Raw genomic sequence first — 18926 nt, 5'->3', positions numbered from 1 at the left:
CCCCTCCAACGGTCACGCCACCCCCTCCTGTACGCACCTGCCAGGCCATGGATAAAACCGACGTACTGGGCGATGTGCGGGCTGAAAACGGCGAGGTGACCCGAGTCACCACCACGACTCGCTGCGTTACGCAATAAACCCGGCGCTGTCTTCGTTGAAGCCCCCGTGTCGAGAGCACCGTACTGATCGCCGACCTTGCCGGTACGGCGGAATTCGCCATTGAAGGCGCGATCAGCGCGATGCGCAGCAACCTCGACCTGCTCGGGGTGATGGTGATTGCCTTCATCGTCGCCTTGGGCGACGGGGTGATCCGGCACTTGTTGACCGGCGTCCTCAAAAAACTTGAATGATTTGTAAATCATCAGCGGTTTTTTATCGCAATTTGTTCTAGTTGATCTGTCATTTATGACAGTTCCCGGTGTGTCGGTTTTTCCTGATAGTTAAAGGACTGTCTTTAGGTCCATCGCTGAAAAGGAAACGTCGTCATGACCGCCGAACTGAAAGCTGCAACCGTTGCACGAAGCTCGTGGGAACAAGCCGCGTTGTTGATCAACGGCAAGAAGGTGGAAAGGGGAGCGAAAGTCGTTTTGCTCCGTGGGCAGGAGAACATTGTGACGGTGGAGGCCTCTCTCGAGATCGCCAGGGAGATGAACCTGGACCTCGTGAACGGAGGCGATTTGAACATCGTTGCATTGCCGAAAGTTGGCGATTGGGTGCTTCCCGACTCAGGCACGTTCAAATGGAAGATTACGCCGGCCCCGGGCAAGAGCGGCCCTGTCACCCTGGTGTTTTACAGTCGGGAAATGGATGTGGGGTGGGGACATCAAAGTGTGGTGATTTCGAGTAATCTCGCCGATGAAGTTACAGTTTATTTCGACGGTATTGAATTACCTTCAGGCGGTGTGAATCTTGTCGGCGGCAAAACAAAAAAAGTCGCTTTGACTTGCAAGAATGGAAATCTATTGGATGGTATTCCCCTGGCTCTCGATTGGGCTCCTGGGCGAGGGCTTGAACCTGAGGATCTTGTTAGTGAACCACCTCTTCGAGAGTTTTCCGGGGGGCACGAGTGGACTATCACCGGTGCTGAGAAGGAGGGAACATTCAGGCTGAAATTTTTCAATGAAGGAGAGCAGACGGCGTTGCTTACGCCGGCTAACCGATTGGTGCCTGCTTTCAGGCTAAGGTACCTGGCGTTGATTGGGGGCGAGTATGTAGAGCTACCTCAACCGCCGGTTGAGGTGGGCGTAGTCACAGGTATCTACTTTATGGTTGTTCGGGTAAGAAGGCCTGATAATTCTCCGGTAGAGGGTGCCCTTGTGACATTCAATGTCCAGGGCGACGCCCCAAAAACCGGCACTACCGGTTCTAATGGGATCGCGACTTCGGCATTTTCTTTTTCGACAGTGGGCAAACGAGAATGTTCTGCGGTAATGACAAGCGATAGCCGAGAGTATGTGGCAAAGTTGCTTTTGGATGTTCTGCCACAGAGTTAAAAGCGGATCAAACAATATTCGTCTCACTTGATAAGTTAAAAAGAGTGAATTTTATCATCGGAATGAAGAAAGGCGGTCAATCGACTGCCTTTTTTTATTCCGTACATACAAATCTAGAGCTTTTATCGAGTTTTTCTCTAGGAAAACTATCATTTATAGCGGTTTTCAACTTGTCGATTTTTCCTGATAGTTCACGGACTGTTTTTTATGTCCAACGCTGAAAAGGAAATGTCGTCATGACCAACGAACTAAATACCGTAACCGTTGCACCAAGCCCTTGGGAACAAGCCACATTATTGATCAACGGCAAGAAAGTGGAATGGGGTGCGGAACCCGTTTTGCTTCGCGGGCAGGAAAACGTTGTAGCGGTGGAGGCCCCACCCGAGGTCGCCAAGGCACTCAACCTGGGACTGCCTCAGAATGGCGGTTTGAACATCGTTGCATCGCCAAATTTTGACGATTGGGTTGATCCCGTCAACGGCAAGTTCAATTGGAAGATTACACCGGAGGCTGGCAAGAGCGGTCGTATCACCCTGGCTTTTTTCAGCAGGGAAGTGGAGGAAACGTGGGAGCACCGAAGCCTGGTGATTTCGAGTAACTTGGCTGATGAAATTGAAGTAAAAGTTGATGATAAAGATGCTTCAGATGCTGATATCGCTTTTCTTAGAACGAATCGTCGCAACATTAAATTGGTGGCAAAACAAAATAGTCCAGTAGTTGGGCTTGCATTCATTATGCGGTATGAAGTTTTAGGTGAGCAATTCCCTGAGAAGGTCGAAAGTGTTCCAGCTATTGGTGATGAAACATTTGATCTTGAATGGGATGTTGGTTGTGTTACTGCTGGGCGTGGTTTTTTCAGGTTGGAGTTGTACTGTTCGATTCTTGAAGATTCAATTTATATTGGGTGTAAACAAATTGATGTTAACTATAGTGTGGCTGGCAAGGAAGTTGAAATGATTGATGGTGTTGGTCAGGCGGATATTGGGGATTGGGGTAATCATATTTTTTTAGTTAGTGTATCTCCAGAAATGGAAGGAGATACCGTTGAGGTTGAAGGCGGTGGGTTTTTAAATGTTCGGCCGGCGCCTCCTTTTAGTTACACTGTTGGTCCCGGTTCAATAGTGAGTAGAATGGATATAGCAAAGAATTTGCACACTTCGTCGAGTAAGTTTATGTTTAAGTTTTCGGGTGTTGGCGACCATGTTGATGTCATCAATATCCATATCAGAGACAGATAGATGTGAGCTTGTTTTGTATAAAAAAGGCAGCTATCGCTGCCTTTTTTCATCAAACTATCGAATCAGGACAGAAACCCACCATCCACATTCAACGAAACCCCAGTCGTATAACTGGAAGCATCACTTGTCAAATACAGCACCGCCCCCGCCATCTCACTCGGATCCGCCACCCGCTTCAACGGAATCTGCTGCAACGCCGTGTTCAGGATCGCCTCATTCTTCACCAGCGCCGAAGCAAACTTGGTGTCGGTCAGGCCCGGCAGCAGGGCATTGCAACGAATCCCGAACTGCGCGCATTCCTTGGCGAACACCTTGGTCATGTTGATCACCGCCGCCTTGGTCACCGAGTAGATGCCCTGGAAGATCCCCGGCGAAACGCCGTTGATCGAGGCGACGTTGATGATGCTGCCGCCACCGTTTTCGCGCATCAGCTTGCCGGCTTCGACCGACATGAAGAAGTAGCCGCGGATGTTCACGTCGACGGTTTTCTGGAAGGCGCTGAGGTCGGTGTCCAGGACGTTGCAGAACTGCGGGTTGGTCGCGGCGTTGTTGACCAGGATGTCGAGGCGGCCAAACTGTTCCTTGATGCCGGCGAAGACCTGGCTGATCTGTTCCATTTCGCCAATGTGGCAGGCGATGGCTTCACCGATGTCACGACTGGCGCCGGAGACGAAAGTGATCCAACTGTCGAGTTGAGCACTGACTTCATTCAGTACCTGACTTTGATACGGAAATTTAGACTGTTTATCGTGTTTTGTTCTAAGTGGCCTATCACTTATAGCTGTTTTCAACTTGTCGATTTTTCCTGATAGTTCACGGACTGTTTTTTATGTCCAACGCTGAAAAGGAAATGTCGTCATGACCGACGAACTAAAAGCCGCAACGGTTGCATCAAGCCCCTGGAAACAAGCCACGTTGTCGATCAACGGCAATAAAGTGGAATGGGGAGCGAAACTCGTTTTGCTCCTTGGGCAGGAGAACGTTGTGACGGTGGAGGCCCCACCCGCGATCGCCAGGGCGCTGAACCTGGGGCTGCCTGAAAATGGAGAGTTGACCATCGTTGCATCGCCGACATTTGGCGATTGGGTGGATCCCGTCCTTGGCAAGTTCGAATGGAAGATTACCCCGGACGCAGGCAAGAGCGGGCGTATCACCCTGGTGTTTTTCAGTAGGGAAGTGGAGGTGCCGTGGGTACATCAAAGTGCGGTGATTTCGAGCAATCTGGCGGAGGAGGTAACGGTTTTGCTCAATGGCGAGGCGATGCCGTCGCGCGGGGCAAACTTCATTGCCGGGCAGCCCAACCTACTGACGCTGGAGTACAAGAATGGAGATTTGCTGGCGGGTGCACCGTTGGCGATTGACGTGGAGCCTCTATCAGGGGTTGTACCCAGTGACTTCACTTGTGTGCCAGAGCTTCGTGAGCTATCCACGAAGCATGAATGGACGTTAACCGGCAAACAGCTGCAATCCGGAATATTCAAGTTGAAGTTGTTTAGCGAAGGTGAAAGGGCGTCACTTTTAACGCCGACGAATCGGTTGAGTCGAGAGGTTTTCCGATTCCTTGATCTGCTCAATGTCGACTTGCCGTTGCCTCCTGGTGAAGTCGTGTTGCCTCGTAACTTTTGGCTTGTTTTCAGGGTGAGGCTCATGAATTCAGATGGCTCTCCTGCAGTGGGTGTGGATGTGACGTTTACAGCCCCTGAACACGAGCCATCCCAGTATAAAACTGACGCCAACGGGATAGCCCTTTCGACCGGCTTGCGCTTCAGTACTCCTGGCGTGCGTGTAATCAAAGCGGTAGCAGCGCTTCCTGTGGGGGCAACACCGCTCGAACTGCTGGTGAGGATTACAGGAGGCGAGAACTAAGCAACACCAACTTCAGTAACCGCCTTCAAAGTGGAGCAAGCGAAGATCGAGGTGCTCACGTCGACCATCAGAATGCGCCAATGGGTGAGTATTGATGTTCAGGATTCGCCTGAATGATTGCTCAACCAGTAGAAAGGCAGCCCCATCGGTCCCACGGGCTGCCTTTTTATTCCAGGCGTGACGCGAATCAGGACAAAAAACCACCATCCACATTCAACGAAACTCCTGTCGTATAGCTTGAAGCATCGCTGGCGAGGTAAAGCACCGCCCCCGCCATCTCACTCGGATCCGCCACGCGCTTGAGCGGAATTTGCTGCAGCGCCGTGTTCAAGATCGCCTCATTCTTCACCAGCGCCGATGCAAACTTGGTGTCGGTCAGGCCCGGGAGCAGGGCATTGCAACGAATCCCGAACTGCGCGCATTCCTTGGCGAACACCTTGGTCATGTTGATCACTGCCGCCTTGGTCACCGAGTAGATGCCCTGGAAGATCCCCGGCGAAACGCCGTTGATCGAGGCGACGTTGATGATGCTGCCGCCGCCGTTTTCGCGCATCAGCTTGCCGGCTTCGACCGACATGAAGAAATACCCGCGAATGTTCACGTCGACGGTTTTCTGGAAGGCGCTGAGGTCGGTGTCCAGGACGTTGCAGAACTGCGGGTTGGTCGCGGCGTTGTTGACCAGGATGTCGAGGCGGCCGAACTGTTCCTTGATGCCGGCGAAGACCTGGCTGATCTGTTCCATTTCGCCGATGTGGCAGGCGATGGCGGTGGCCTTGCCGCCAGCGGCGATGATGGCGTCGGCGACGTGTTGGCAGCCTTCAAGCTTGCGGCTGGAGACGATCACGTGGGCGCCTTGCTGGGCCAGCAGTTTGGCGATGGCTTCACCGATGCCACGGCTGGCGCCGGAGACGAAAGCGATCTTGCCGTCGAGGTCGAACAACTGAGTCTTGGACATGGGATTCCCTTATGAAAAGTCTTGTTATCGAGTCAAATGCCGGGTGCGGCCAATGCTGTTCAGTTGAAGCCGGTCAGTGCGCGTTATCGTTCACGATCATCGCGAGCAGGCTCGCTCCCACAGGGATCGCGTACGGTCACAGGCTGGATTTCTGGATGACCTGCAGGCTCATCTGCTCCAGCAGCTTGTTCATGTGAATGAACTGCGCGAAGCGTTTGTCCTGGGTCTGGCCGTGGTAGAAGCGGTAGTAGATCTGCTGCACGATGCCGGCCAGGCGGAACAGGCCGTAGGTGTAGTAGAAATCGAAATTGTCGATCTGGATGCCCGAGCGTTGGGCGTAGTAATCGACGAACTCGCGGCGGGTCAACATGCCCGGCGCGTGGCTTGGCTGGCGGCGCATCATCTGCACCGGTGCCGGATCATCGGCTTCGATCCAGTAGGCGAGGGTGTTGCCCAGGTCCATCAACGGGTCGCCCAGGGTGGTCAGCTCCCAGTCGAGCACGCCGATGATTTGCATCGGGTTGGCCGGGTCGAGGATGACGTTGTCGAAGCGGTAGTCGTTGTGCACGATGCTGGAGGTCGGATGGTCGGCCGGCATCTTGTCGTTGAGCCAGGCTTTCACCGTTTGCCATTGTGGCGCATCGGGGGTCAGGGCCTTCTCGTAGCGATCGCTCCAGCCTTTGATCTGCCGCGCCACGTAGCCTTGCGGCTTGCCAAGGTCACCGAGGCCATAGGCGTTGTAGTCGACCTGGTGCAGTTCGACGAACTTGTCGATGAAGCTCTTGCACAGGGCCTCGGTTTTCGCCGAATCCAGCCCCAGCTCCGGCGGCAGGTCGGAACGCAGGATGATGCCGTTGACCCGCTCCATCACGTAGAACTCGGCACCGATCACCGATTCGTCGGTGCAGTGCACGTAGGCTTTCGGGCAGTACGGAAATCCGTCGCGCAGTTGATTGAGGATGCGGAATTCACGGCCCATGTCGTGAGCCGACTTGGCCTTGTGGCCGAAGGGCGGGCGACGCAGGACGAATTCCTGCTCGGGGTATTCCAGCAAGTAAGTGAGGTTCGACGCGCCGCCCGGGAACTGGCTGATTTTCGGCAAACCGCTGAGCCCCGGAATATGGGCCTTGAGGTATGGATCAATCAGGCTGGCATCGAGCTCTTCGCCGGTGCGGATACGGGTGGACTGGTCAGTAAGCGCCATGCTTATCCCTTCTGCTTATTCTGGAGGCCTGAAACTATTGGCTAATCTAATGCGCATACCCCGCACCCACAACCGCGATCGGCTCTTATAGGTGAGCGTGTTGCCGGCCAATCATTGTTTTTGATACAGCTGTTTGAATTGCCCTCAATGAACCACCCGGCTCATGGCCGGCGGCAATTCGATCGGCGTCAGCACCGGTTGGCTGGAGAAAAACGCCACGAGGTTCTTGCCCACCAGTTCGACGGTGCCCTGGGTGGCTTCCGGGGACAGCCCGGCGACATGGGGCGTGAGGATCACGTTGCTCAGGGTCTTTAGCGCATCCGGCACCTTCGGTTCGGCGTCGAACACATCCAGCGCGGCGCCGGCGATCCGGCGTTGCTCCAGGGCGGTGATCAGGTCGGCGGTGGCAATCACGCTGGCCCGGGCGATGTTGACGATAAAACCCTTGGGGCCCAAGGCGTCTAGGACCTGGCGATTGATCAGGTGCTTGGTGCCCAGGCCGCCGGGCGTGGCGACGATCAGGAAGTCCGAGGCGCGCGCCAGTTCGGTCGGGGTCGAGCAGAACGTGTAGGGCACATCGCTGCGACGTTGACGGTTGTGATAGCAGATGCTCATGTCGAAGCCGGCGCCGGCACGTTTGGCGATGGCCATGCCGACCGCGCCGAGGCCGAGGATGCCCAGGCGTTTGCCGGCGAGGGAAGGGCGCATGATCTTCGGCCACTCGCCGCGCCGAACGGCGGCATCACAGCGGGGCACGTCGCGGACCAGCGACAGCAGCAGCGCCATGGCATGGTCGGCGACGGACGAGGCGTTGACCCCGGCACCATTGGTGACTGTGATGCCCCGGTCGGCGGCGGCCTGCAGGTCGACGTGTTCATAGCCGGCGCCGATCACACAGATGATCTTGAGTTTGGGCAGCGCGGCGATTTCATCGGCATACAGCCCCAATGGTCCGCGGGTCAGGACGGCGTCGATCTGCCCGGCGTGGCGGGCGATGGCTTCGGCACGCTCGGCGGGCGTCGGGGCCAGTATCAGGTGGAAGCCCTGATGTTCGAGAATAGGCAGGTAATCATTGATGGTTTCAACCAGTACCAGAACGGTTACAGGCATGCTTGGCTCCCTGTGGGCATCGGAAAATCGGCTCGAACGTCACTTGAGATTGCTGATTTCAGGATAGCTTGGCAACCGCCGGCGATGGTCGTTAACGATAACGCGTGTGAACTGGATGAACGCGGCGCTCTTGAGTCCATCGCCAGCAGGCTGGCTCCTACAGTTTTAGCGTGGGCGCGGTCCCCTGTAGGAGCTGGCTTGTCGGGTCGCCGCATCGCAGCGATGGTCGTCAACGATAACGCGTATGAGCTGGATGAACGCGGCGCACTGGAGTCCATCGCCAGCAGGCTGGCTCCTACAGTTTCCCGGGATTGCGTGAAGTACCTTTTATTTCGACGCCGAGAGTGCTGCTCGGGCAGCCTCGAGAATTTCATCCGACAGTGGATCGCCGCGGGTCGCCCGGGACAACATCAACGCGCCGAACATCAGCGAATACTGCACCAGCGCCTGCTGCCGTTTGTCGGCCTCGTCTTCGGTGTCGAGCAGCGAGCCCAGGGAGTCGAGCAGGTTGTTCAGGCCCTGCAGATAGGTTTGGCGCAAACCGCTCTCGGCGGCCTCGTGGCACATGTCCCCGGCAAAGGCCACCACCGGGCAGCTGTCACCCGGATTGTCCCGGCTTTCGCTGGACAGGTACGTTCCGACCACGGCGCGGCGGGCGGTGTCCTTGCTCTCTTGATCGGCCACCCGCGCTTGCCAGCGTTGCGCGGCCTGCTCGAAGGCCCGGCCACTGGCCTCTTGCGCCAGGGCTTCGCGGGATTCGAAGTGCCCGTAGAAGCCGCCGTGGGTCAGGCCCGCGGCGGCCATCACATCCACCACACTGATCCCGTGCAAACCGCGTTCGCGGAACAGCCGCGTGGCGGCATCGACGATGTTCTCGCGGTTGAGGTCGGCTTGTTTACGGGAAACGCGGGGCATGGGTCACTCTCAGGTCTTGAGGTTGAACATCAGAGGGCGTATTGGGCAATTCCGTTGCCAAACGACCAATTCTCTTTTTTGACTTCCACCAGATTGATGAAAACGTCCTCCAGGCGTACGGCCAACTCTGTGTGAAGACTTTCGGCGATGGTTTTGTAGAGGCGTTTTTTCTGCTCGAGGGTTCGCCCCTCGCTCATGGTGATCTGGATCACCACCAACTGGTCCGTGCGGTCGATACCCAGGTAACCGGGATCAAAGATGAAATGCTGCTCATCGTGTTCGGCGAGTATCTGGAAATTATCGTTCTCCGGCACGCCGATGGTGCTGTGCATCGCGGCGTAGATCAGTTGGCCGATGCGTTTGGCGTGGGTGGGGTCCTGATGTTTTTTGATGTCGACGCGAACCAGTGGCATGGGAAGACTCCAGGAGGAATGCAGGTTGTTTAAAAATACATGATGGTGGACCTTTATCAAGTGGCAAGCGCCATCTTGCGATCAAGCACAGTATCTGAACCCGCCAAATCCCTGTGGGAGCGGGCTTGCTCGCGAAGACGGCGGCACATTCAGCATTGATGTGTCTGACACACCGCCTTCGCGAGCAAGCCCGCTCCCACAGGGGGAACTTTCGTCAATCTGGTACCACCGTTCCTCACCTAAGTCTTTGCTTCTGTTCACTAATCCTCCAGAATCGCGCCCCTGTTCCAGTCAGGGCGCTGCCTGTCGGGTATTCCGACGCGTTCTGACCGGGTGGCAAGTGACCGGAATGTGGAGATCCCACCGGATGAATGATCAGGCCAATAGCGTCAACAAACGCTATGTAGCAGCAACACCCGCAACGCTTTCGAGCTGGAATCGCCAGGACACCACGTGGATGCTGGGCCTGTTTGGCACGGCGATTGGTGCGGGCACCCTGTTTTTGCCGATCAATGCGGGCCTCGGCGGTTTCTGGCCGCTGCTGATCCTGGCGTTGCTGGCGTTCCCGATGACGTTCTACGCGCACCGCGGGCTGACCCGTTTTGTGTTGTCCGGTCGCGAAGGCGCCGACATCACGGAAGTGGTGGAAGAGCATTTCGGCATCAAGGCCGGTGCGCTGATCACCTTGCTGTACTTTTTCGCCATTTTCCCGATCCTGCTGATCTACAGCGTGGCCCTGACCAACACCGTGGGCAGTTTCCTCGAGCATCAACTGCACATCACGCCGCCGCCGCGCGCGGTGCTGTCGCTGGTGCTGATCCTCGGCCTGCTGGCGGTGGTGCGTTGCGGCGAGCAACTGATCGTCAAGGCCATGAGCCTGATGGTCTATCCGTTCATCGTCGCCTTGCTGTTCCTGGCGGTGTACCTGGTTCCGCACTGGAACGGCGGCATCCTGACCACCGCCAGCAGCGTGCCGGCACCGTCGGCGCTGTTGCACACCCTGTGGCTGGCGATTCCGGTGATGGTGTTCTCGTTCAACCATTCGCCGATCATCTCGGCGTTCGCCGTGGACCAGAAGCGTCGCTACGGCGATCACGCCGAGGAGCGCAGCTCGCAGATCCTGTCCCGGGCGCACCTGTTGATGGTGGCGATGGTGCTGTTCTTCGTCTTCAGTTGCGTGCTGACCCTGTCGCCAGCGCAACTGGCTGAAGCCAAGGCGCAGAACCTGTCGATCCTGTCGTACCTGGCCAACCACTTCAGCAACCCGACTATCGCCTTCGCGGCACCGTTGATTGCCTTCGTGGCCATCTCCAAGTCGTTCCTGGGGCACTACATCGGCGCCAGCGAAGGTCTCAAGGGGCTGATCGTCAAGAGCGGCAAGCGTCCGTCCGCCAAGGCCCTGGACCGCATGACCGCCGCGTTCATGCTGGTGGTGTGCTGGATCGTCGCCACGCTGAACCCGAGCATCCTCGGGATGATCGAAACCCTCGGTGGCCCGGTGATCGCGGCGATCCTGTTCCTGATGCCGATGTACGCCATTCGTAAGGTGCCGGCGATGGCACGCTATCGCGGTCAGGCGTCCAACGTCTTCGTGACGGCGGTGGGGCTGGTGGCGATCTCGGCGTTGATCTATTCGTTGAGCGCGTGATCCACCGGCCTGCTCGCGCAGTGCCGGGTTGACAGCTACAGTGGCCGCTGCACGTGATACGTGCAGCGGTTTTTTTTCGCCTGGAGGCACTGGATTGTCGAGCGAACCGAAGGCTGATCCCACCGAGCAACCCAACCGTTGGCAGGACCTGTTGGCGGTGTTGCCGCAGGTGGAGATTAGCGGGGTGGTGCTGAGTGGGTTGAGTGTGGATGGTGCGGTGCAGCAAGCCTTGAAGGCTGGCGCATAACCTGTGGGAGCGAGCTTGCTCGCGATGGCGGTCTGTCTGTTACATCCATGTCGACTGACCCGCCGCTATCGCGAGCAAGCTCGCTCCCACAGGGGGAGGGGGCTGAGGCAGAAGGCATAAAAAAACGCCGCTCATCTCACGATGGGCGGCGTTTTTCATTGCGTTGCAACGTTAGGCTTGAACGACCGGGATGTTGGCGTTCGCAGCAGCTTCACGGAACTCGGCGATCTGGTCGAAGGACAGGTAGCGGTAGACATCGGCCGCCATGCTGTCGATCTTGCCAGCGTATTCCATGTACTCCTCGACGGTCGGCAGGCGACCCAGGATGGAAGCCACGGACGCCAGCTCAGCCGAAGCCAGGTAGACGTTCGCGCCGTCACCCAGACGGTTCGGGAAGTTACGGGTCGAAGTCGACACAACGGTCGAGTTCGGCTCTACACGTGCCTGGTTACCCATGCACAGCGAGCAGCCCGGCATTTCCATGCGCGCGCCGGCCTTGCCGTAGATGCCGTAGTAGCCTTCTTCGGTCAGCTGGTGAGCGTCCATCTTGGTCGGCGGCGACAGCCACAGACGGGTTGGCAGCTGACCCTTGACCTGTTCCAGCAACTTGCCGGCAGCGCGGAAGTGACCGATGTTGGTCATGCACGAACCGATGAACACTTCGTCGATCTTCTCGCCAGCAACGCTGGAGAGCAGGCGAGCGTCGTCCGGGTCGTTCGGAGCGCACAGTACAGGCTCCTTGATGTCGGCCAGGTCGATCTCGATGATTTCGGCGTACTCGGCGTCCTTGTCCGCTTCCATCAGCTCAGGGTTGGCCAGCCAGGCTTCCATCGCCTGGGCACGACGCTCCAGGGTACGGGCATCGCCGTAGCCTTCGCCGATCATCCAGCGCAGCAGGGTGATGTTGGACTGCAGGTATTCAGCGATCGACTCTTTGGACAGCTGGATGGTGCAACCGGCAGCCGAACGTTCAGCCGAGGCGTCGGACAGTTCGAACGCTTGCTCGACGGTCAGCTTGGGCAGGCCTTCGATCTCCAGGATGCGACCGGAGAAGGCGTTCTTCTTGCCTTTCTTCTCTACGGTCAGCAGGCCAGCCTGGATCGCGTAGTAAGGAATGGCGTGAACCAGGTCACGCAGGGTGACGCCTGGCTGCAGTTCGCCCTTGAAGCGAACCAGGACCGACTCAGGCATGTCCAGCGGCATGACGCCAGTGGCTGCGGCGAACGCGACCAGACCGGAACCGGCCGGGAACGAGATGCCGATCGGGAAACGGGTGTGGGAGTCACCACCGGTACCGACGGTATCTGGCAGCAGCATGCGGTTCAGCCACGAGTGGATGATGCCGTCGCCCGGACGCAGGGAAACGCCGCCGCGGGTCATGATGAAGTCAGGCAGGGTGTGGTGGGTGGTCACGTCGATCGGCTTTGGATAAGCCGCGGTGTGGCAGAAGGACTGCATCACCAGGTCGGTCGAGAAGCCCAGGCACGCCAGGTCTTTCAGTTCGTCACGGGTCATTGGACCTGTGGTGTCCTGGGAACCCACGGTGGTCATCTTCGGTTCGCAGTAGGTGCCCGGACGCACGCCGGTCACGCCGCAAGCCTTGCCGACCATTTTCTGCGCCAGGGTGAAACCCTTGGTGCTTTCAGCCGGTGCTTCAGGCTTCTTGAACAGGGTCGAAGGTGGCAGGCCCAGCTCGGCGCGAGCCTTCTCGGTCAGGCCACGGCCGATGATCAGCGGAATACGGCCGCCAGCACGAACTTCGTCCAACAGGACCGGGGTCTTCATTTCGAAGGTGGTCAGGACTTCGTCGGTGCCGTGTTTGCAGACTTTGCCAGCATGCGGGTACAGGTCGATCACGTCGCCCATGTTCATGTTGGAAACGTCGAATTCGATTGGCAGTGCGCCAGCATCTTCCATGGTGTTGTAGAAGATCGGAGCGATCTTGTTGCCGAAGCAGAAACCGCCGGCACGCTTGTTCGGCACGTAAGGAACGTCGTCGCCGAAGAACCACAGTACGGAGTTGGTCGCCGATTTACGCGAAGAACCGGTACCGACCACGTCGCCGACGTAGGCGATCGGGAAGCCGGCGTTGCGCATTTCTTTGATCTGCTTCATCGGACCGGTGACGCCTTGTGCGTCCGGCACGATGCCGTCGCGCGCCATTTTCAGCATGGCCAGGGCGTGCAGCGGGATGTCCGGGCGGGACCAGGCATCCGGAGCAGGGGACAGGTCGTCGGTGTTGGTTTCGCCGGAGACCTTGAACACGCGCAGGCTGATCTTGTCGGCCAGGGTAGGGCGCTTGACGAACCACTCGCCGTCAGCCCAGGACTGCAGTACGCCTTTGGCGTGAACGTTGCCGTTCTTGGCTTTTTCCGCGACGTCGTGGAAGGCATCGAACATCAGCAGGGTGTGCTTGAGTTCTTCGGCGGCTACTGGCGCCAATTCGGCGTCGTCCAGCAGGTTCACCAGGGTCACGATGTTGTAGCCGCCCTGCATGGTGCCGAGCAGTTCAACAGCGCGCTTCTTGTCGATCAGGGGGGAGTTGGCTTCGCCTTTGGCGATGGCGGACAGGAAGCCGGCCTTGACATAGGCTGCTTCGTCCACTCCAGGCGGAACGCGATTGGTGATCAGGTCAACGAGGAATGCTTCTTCGCCAGCCGGGGGATTTTTCAGCAGCTCGACCAGGCCTGCAGTTTGTTCGGCGTTTAGCGGCTGGGGAACGATACCCAGTGCTGCGCGCTCTTCGATATGTTTGCGGTAGGCTTCAAGCACAGTTATTACCCTCATCAGTGGTCCCAAATGGGTGTCCGGGACGCTCATCCCGAAATTGCCGTACTCATGCGCTGCATGGCGTTGTGAGCCACTTAGCCAGAATTACCGACAATTCCTTACAGAAGCTGCTTTCAAAGTTTTACGCCTGCAGAACGGGAGCTGATGAGGGTTGGCGTTGGGCTTTTCCCCGCTGGAAAAACCCCTCGCCAACACCGCTCTGAAGGAACGACTGTGCTCGTGACGCTTTGAAAACAGCTTCTAACGGACATTGGCGCCTAAAAAGGCAGGCTGATTCTACGGCAAAAAAAAATTTAAGGTAAGTCAGGTTTTATTGGACTTTGGTGGCGGCCGGTAAACGCCGATTTAGCCATGGCCCTGAACTTTGAGGGGTGATCAATGGTGGACAAAGGTCTAACATGCCGGCCTGTTCTGCTTTTTCGCGTTTTGCCTACCTATGCCCAATCAGACCATCAAGACGCCGTGCGTCGGCCTTTGCTCCACTGTTTACGGTGACCTGGTGTGCCGTGGCTGCAAGCGTTTCCACCACGAAGTGATCCACTGGAACGGTTACAACGAGGAGGAAAAGCGCGCTGTATGGCTGCGTCTTGAGCAATTGCTGTCGCAAGTGATGGCCGCCAAGGTGGAGATTTTCGATCCGGCGCAGCTGCGGATGCAGCTGGAGCAACGCAAGATCCGTTTCGTGCCCCATCAGTCGGAATATTGCTGGGCCTACCAGTTGATCGCCCGGGGGGCGCGGGTGATCAACAACCTGGAAGCCTACGGGATGGTGTTGCTGCCGGAATTTCGCGACTGGAACCTGCCGGAATTGCGCGATGCCATTGATCGGGAATTTTTCCTGCTCTCCGAGGCGCATTACCAGCGCTACATAGCGCCGGGGTTCCTCAAGGACGCGTTTGAAGGCTGATTTTTAAAAGCTTCGCGAGCAAGCCCGCTCCCACAGGGGATTTGCGTCGTTCACAAATCCTCTGTGGGAGCGGGCTTGCTCGCGAAGACGGCCTTTCAATCACCACATATCTCAATGCTTGCCGGCAATCTCCTCAAGATGATCCTCGATCTCCGTCGGCTTGAGCACCAATACATCGCTCTCGACCGCATCGAGCACCACTTCCGCCGTATTGCCGATCAACGCGCCTGACAACCCGCTACGCGCCACGGTGCCGATGACGGTCACGGCCGCCTGCAGCTTGTGCACCATGAACGGAATCAACACGTCCGCCGGACCTTCCTCGATGTGCAGGTGTTCATCGTCGATGTCGTACTCGGCCTGGAACGACTTGCATTGCTCGCGGTAGCGCGCCTGGATGGTTTCGCTGAGTTGAAACGTCGGGTCGGCCGAAGACAGCATCGGTGACGGGTGGGCGCTGATCACGTGCAAACGGGCCTTGGCCAGGGTTGCGATGTCATAGCCATGATTAATGATGGTGTCGTGCAGGTGGCGGTGTTCGAGGTCGGTGTTGCCGACGTCGACTGCGGCCAGGATCACTTTGTCTTTCCATGAGCCAGCGGTTTTCACCAGCAGTACCGGGGAAGGGCATTGGCGCAGCAATTTCCAGTCTTCGGGTGTCAGCAGGGCCTTTTTCAGGGCACTGTCGGGAAAGTGCTGCTTCACCACCAGACCGCAGCCTTCGGCTTGCTGAACCTCGACGATGGTTTGATGCAGGCTATGGTTCCAGGCCTGCTCGGTGGTGACGCTGTAGCCGTCCTCCGTCAAAGCGGCCTTGAGCACACTCAACATGGCACTGTGATCATGCTTGGGGTCGCACACCAGCAGATGCAACTGCGCCTGGGTCACGCCGGCGATCAGCTTCGCCCGTTTAAGCGCGAGGCTTTCGGAGTGTTCGGGGTCAATGACCACCAGAATGCTGCGTACGGCTTGCATGAGCGCGATCTCCTGAAAATAAAAAAGGCACGGCGTTGCACAACTATAGTTGCTGCCTGCGATTCGGGGACTTGATGCATATCAACGGTTGGCGACTGGTGGTCTGCGGGCAGGCCGGTATAATCGGCGCCCTTCGTTTTGAACCTATTTGTCCGTGAGCCCCATGATCCTTCCCGAAATTCACGAGTTCCTTGGCTGCCGCACCCCCGACGGCTGGGTTCAAGCCGCGCTGGCCGATCAGGAAACCTTGCTGATCGACCACAAGAACTGCGAATTCAAGGCCGCCAGCACCGCGTTGAGCCTGATCGCCAAGTACCATTCCCACGTCGACCTGATCAACATGATGTCGCGCCTGGCCCGGGAAGAACTGGTGCACCACGAGCAGGTCATGCGCCTGATGAAGCGCCGCAAGATTGGCCTGCGCCAGCTGTCTGCCGGGCGTTATGCGTCGGGCCTGCGCAAGGTGGTGCGCAGTCACGAGCCGGTGAAGCTGGTGGACACCTTGGTGGTGGGCGCCTTCATCGAGGCCCGCAGTTGCGAGCGTTTCGAAGCGCTGGTGCCGCATCTGGACGAAGAATTGGGCAAGTTCTATTTCGGTTTGCTCAAGAGCGAGGCGCGGCATTTCCAGGGTTACCTGAAACTGGCCTACCAGTATGGCGACGCCAGGGACATCGCCCAGGTGATCGACAAGGTCCGCGCCGCCGAACAGGAACTGATCGAATCCCCGGATGTGGAATTCCGTTTCCATAGCGGTGTACCGGTCGCAGCCTGATCAACTGGTGTGGTTCCGACGCGCTCCCACAGGTTCCACGGCTTGACTGACTGGTATTAGCCAAAAAGGCCGATTTTTGTCAGGTGTTCAGCTTCAGAAATCCCACGTGGTGGTCAACATCACGTTACGCGGTTCGCCGTAGTACGTGGTGTCGAAGTTGCCCAGGCCCGTCAGGTAGCGTTTGTCGAAGACGTTGTTGGCGTTGACGGTGAAGCTCAGGTTCTCGTTGAACTGGTAGCGGCTCATCAGGTCGACGAGGGTGTAACCGCCTTGCTTGATGCGGGTGTAGTCGCCCACGGTCGGGCTGTAGATCTTGCCGTAGAACGCGCTCTGCCAGCTGATGCCGCCGCCGATGGTCACCTTGTCCAGTGCGCCGGGCAGGCGGTAGGTGGTGAACGTACGCACGACGTGTTCCGGTTTGCTGGTGGACAGCGGGAAGCCGAAGATGCGCTGTTCATCGGCGTCACGGGTGCGGGCGTAGGTGTAGCCGGCCGACACGTTCCAGCCTTCGGCCAATTCACCGGCCAATTCCAGCTCGACGCCTTTGGTGGTCGCGCCGTCGACGGCTTTGTAGATGCCTTCGTTGGTCACCGCGTTGGTGCCGATCGATTCAGCGAGGTTGTCTTGCTCGATGCGGAAGAAGGCCAGGCTGGCATTCAGTCGCCCGTCGAAGTAGGCGGCTTTCAGGCCGGCTTCGTAGCTGTCGCCTTCGACCGGCGCCAGGGTCGAACCGTTGATGTCCTTGTAGGTTTGCGGCTGGTAGATGCTGGTGTAGCTGGCGTAGGCCGAGTAGGTGTCATCCAGGTCATAGACCACACCGGCATAAGGCGTGACCACGCCATGTTCCTTGTAGCTGGCATGGGTGTCATCGAGTCCCGCACCCGGATAGTACGAATAGTCTTCGTTGTACTTGAAGGTGCTCAAGCGGCTGCCGAGGATGATCGACAGGTCATCGGTCGCGTGCAGGCGCGTGGCCAGGTACAGGCCGTTCTGGCTTTGGGTGCGTTCGTACTTGCCGTTCTTCGGGAAGTCCTGTTCCGGCAGATCGCCGTTCCAGTCGTAGATGCTCCCGGGGACCATGGCGAAGGCGCTGGTGTCGAAGGTCGCGCCGGTCTGGCGCGAGTGGGAGGCCATGAAACCGGCCACCAGTTCATGCTCGCGGCCACCCAGTGAGAAGGGACCGGTGACGTTCACGTCAGCGGTGTTTTGCACCCGATGACCTTCCCAGCGCCCCCAGTACAGGAACATGCCTTCACCGGTGGCACGGTCCGGGTTGCCGCCACTGGCCGAGGCCAGGCGAGTGTCGTGATCGGTGGTTTTCTGGTCGACAGTGGCCTTGAACGTCCAGTCGTTGGCCAGGGCCTGTTCCAGGGAGGCGAAGTAGGTGATGTCGTCGAAGTCGCGACGACTCCAGTCGGCGCCCGGGTTGAAGTGACGCGGGAAGTCGGTACGGCCGCCGTCCGAGAAGTACACCGGGTTGCCGGTCCAGGACGAGCCGCGCGGAGTGGTGCTGGACTTGTCGACGCCGAAGGTCAGCAGGGTGTCGGGCGTCAGGTCGGCTTCGAGGACGCCGTAGAACAGGTCCTTCTTCTGGCTGTAGTGATCCTGATAGGAGTTCTTGTCGGAATAGGCGCCGACAAAGCGGCCACGTACGCTGCCGGAATCGTTCAGCGAACCGGAAATGTCACCGACGCTGCGATAGGCATCCCACGAACCGACGGTGCCGCTGATCGACGCCTTGAATTCCTTGGTCGGCTTCTTGCGGATCAGGTTGACGGTGGCGGACGGGTCGCCCGAACCGGTCATCAGTCCGGTCGCACCCTTGACGATTTCGATGCGGTCCAGGCTGGAGGCGTCGTCGCCATTGCTGGGGTTTTCACCGTAGACGCCGTCATACGGGATGTTGATGCCGTCGTACTGGAAGTTGGTGATGGCAAAGCCACGGGCGGAAAACTCGGTGCGGTCACTGTCGTACTTCTGCGTCGAAATGCCGGGGGTGTTGCGTAGCGCGTCGCCGATGGTCTGCACGCCGCGGTCGTCCATCTGCTGGCGGGTGATGACGGTCACCGATTGCGGCGTTTCGCGGATCGACAGGGGCAGGCCGGTGGCCGAAGACGTTGAACCGGTGGTGTAGGAGTGGGTGCCTTCGGTGGTGGCGCCCAGCGCCTGGGCGGAAATGGTCGTTGCGCCCAGTTGCAGTACACCGTCGTCCTTCGCCGGCTTCTTCTCGGCATCGGTTTCAGCGGCGTGGGCGGTGAGGCTCAGCAGGGCGGCGGGCAGGGCCAGCGCCAGAGGGCACAAGGCAAAACGGAAACGGGTGACAAGCGGGTGCGACATGGGGATCCCTTTGCATCGAATCGATCGGTAGTTGAAGTGCTTCTGAGGGGTTAACC

Annotated in this window: 17 protein-coding genes; 7 read left to right on the top strand and 10 right to left on the bottom strand. The window is 58.1% G+C overall.

Going from position 1 to position 18926, the window contains the following annotated elements; translation table 11 throughout:
* Window positions 1-362: hypothetical protein (locus AC07YV_RS18850; protein WP_494990339.1), on the bottom strand; the 362-nt coding region annotated here is incomplete at its 3' end.
* A 123-nt stretch (window positions 363-485) separates the two neighbouring features.
* Here AC07YV_RS18850 and AC07YV_RS18845 point away from each other — a divergent pair.
* The gene (locus AC07YV_RS18845; RefSeq protein WP_102700557.1) at window positions 486-1493 is read left to right on the top strand and encodes an Ig-like domain-containing protein; all 1008 of its coding nucleotides are present in this window, start codon (window positions 486-488) and stop codon (window positions 1491-1493) included.
* Window positions 1494-1729: 236 nt separating this feature from the next.
* The gene (locus AC07YV_RS18840) at window positions 1730-2731 is read left to right on the top strand and encodes a hypothetical protein (protein ID WP_102700558.1); all 1002 of its coding nucleotides are present in this window, start codon (window positions 1730-1732) and stop codon (window positions 2729-2731) included.
* Between the two features lie 62 nt (window positions 2732-2793).
* Here the strand turns inward: AC07YV_RS18840 and AC07YV_RS18835 are convergent, their stop codons facing one another.
* Entirely contained in the window at window positions 2794-3444 is a 651-nt protein-coding gene (locus AC07YV_RS18835; RefSeq protein ID WP_102700615.1) for an SDR family oxidoreductase, read from the bottom strand.
* Window positions 3445-3589: 145 nt separating this feature from the next.
* Between AC07YV_RS18835 and AC07YV_RS18830 the strand changes: the two genes are divergently transcribed.
* Window positions 3590-4597, top strand: coding sequence for an Ig-like domain-containing protein (locus tag AC07YV_RS18830; protein ID WP_102700559.1), 1008 nt, complete (start codon window positions 3590-3592; stop codon window positions 4595-4597).
* Between the two features lie 187 nt (window positions 4598-4784).
* Here AC07YV_RS18830 and AC07YV_RS18825 read toward each other — a convergent pair whose 3' ends face one another.
* From AC07YV_RS18825 to AC07YV_RS18805, 5 genes are all read right to left on the bottom strand, one after another.
* A complete protein-coding gene (locus AC07YV_RS18825; protein WP_007976320.1) occupies window positions 4785-5552 on the bottom strand; it encodes an SDR family oxidoreductase in 768 nt (255 codons plus the stop codon).
* Window positions 5553-5688: 136 nt separating this feature from the next.
* Window positions 5689-6756, bottom strand: coding sequence for a phosphotransferase family protein (locus AC07YV_RS18820; RefSeq protein WP_102700560.1), 1068 nt, complete (start codon window positions 6754-6756; stop codon window positions 5689-5691).
* Between the two features lie 144 nt (window positions 6757-6900).
* The gene (locus tag AC07YV_RS18815) at window positions 6901-7866 is read right to left on the bottom strand and encodes a 2-hydroxyacid dehydrogenase (RefSeq protein WP_102700561.1); all 966 of its coding nucleotides are present in this window, start codon (window positions 7864-7866) and stop codon (window positions 6901-6903) included.
* 327 nt (window positions 7867-8193) lie between these two features.
* Window positions 8194-8781, bottom strand: coding sequence for a TetR/AcrR family transcriptional regulator (locus tag AC07YV_RS18810; protein WP_102700562.1), 588 nt, complete (start codon window positions 8779-8781; stop codon window positions 8194-8196).
* A 29-nt stretch (window positions 8782-8810) separates the two neighbouring features.
* A complete protein-coding gene (locus tag AC07YV_RS18805) occupies window positions 8811-9194 on the bottom strand; it encodes a tautomerase family protein (protein WP_102700563.1) in 384 nt (127 codons plus the stop codon).
* A 367-nt stretch (window positions 9195-9561) separates the two neighbouring features.
* Between AC07YV_RS18805 and AC07YV_RS18800 the strand changes: the two genes are divergently transcribed.
* Both AC07YV_RS18800 and AC07YV_RS18795 read left to right on the top strand, forming a co-directional pair.
* Complete coding sequence (locus tag AC07YV_RS18800; RefSeq protein WP_102700564.1) at window positions 9562-10842, top strand: serine/threonine transporter; 1281 nt, start codon at window positions 9562-9564, stop codon at window positions 10840-10842.
* A 40-nt stretch (window positions 10843-10882) separates the two neighbouring features.
* Window positions 10883-11089: a hypothetical protein gene (locus AC07YV_RS18795; protein ID WP_494990338.1), complete on the top strand. Its 207-nt coding sequence runs from the start codon at window positions 10883-10885 to the stop codon at window positions 11087-11089.
* A gap of 171 nt (window positions 11090-11260) precedes the next feature.
* On the opposite strand, the gene acnB is transcribed toward AC07YV_RS18795, so the two are convergent.
* Entirely contained in the window at window positions 11261-13861 is a 2601-nt protein-coding gene (acnB, locus tag AC07YV_RS18790; protein WP_102700565.1) for a bifunctional aconitate hydratase 2/2-methylisocitrate dehydratase, read from the bottom strand.
* Between the two features lie 454 nt (window positions 13862-14315).
* Here acnB and AC07YV_RS18785 point away from each other — a divergent pair, with 454 nt between their 5' ends.
* A complete protein-coding gene (locus AC07YV_RS18785; RefSeq protein ID WP_095966964.1) occupies window positions 14316-14786 on the top strand; it encodes a DUF1289 domain-containing protein in 471 nt (156 codons plus the stop codon).
* A gap of 111 nt (window positions 14787-14897) precedes the next feature.
* On the opposite strand, the gene AC07YV_RS18780 is transcribed toward AC07YV_RS18785, so the two are convergent.
* Entirely contained in the window at window positions 14898-15761 is an 864-nt protein-coding gene (locus tag AC07YV_RS18780; RefSeq protein ID WP_102700566.1) for a universal stress protein, read from the bottom strand.
* A 163-nt stretch (window positions 15762-15924) separates the two neighbouring features.
* Here AC07YV_RS18780 and AC07YV_RS18775 point away from each other — a divergent pair, with 163 nt between their 5' ends.
* Window positions 15925-16533 carry a MiaE family protein gene (locus tag AC07YV_RS18775; protein ID WP_102700567.1) on the top strand — a complete coding sequence of 203 codons (609 nt, stop codon included), beginning with the start codon at window positions 15925-15927 and terminating at the stop codon, window positions 16531-16533.
* Window positions 16534-16626: 93 nt separating this feature from the next.
* On the opposite strand, the gene AC07YV_RS18770 is transcribed toward AC07YV_RS18775, so the two are convergent.
* Window positions 16627-18870: a TonB-dependent siderophore receptor gene (locus tag AC07YV_RS18770; protein WP_102700568.1), complete on the bottom strand. Its 2244-nt coding sequence runs from the start codon at window positions 18868-18870 to the stop codon at window positions 16627-16629.
* Window positions 18871-18926 lie beyond the last annotated feature (56 nt).

The organism is Pseudomonas sp. GW456-E7 (assembly GCF_059424105.1).
The sequence above is the reverse complement of the archived record's forward strand: the minus strand, read 5'-3'. Positions and strand labels throughout refer to the sequence as shown.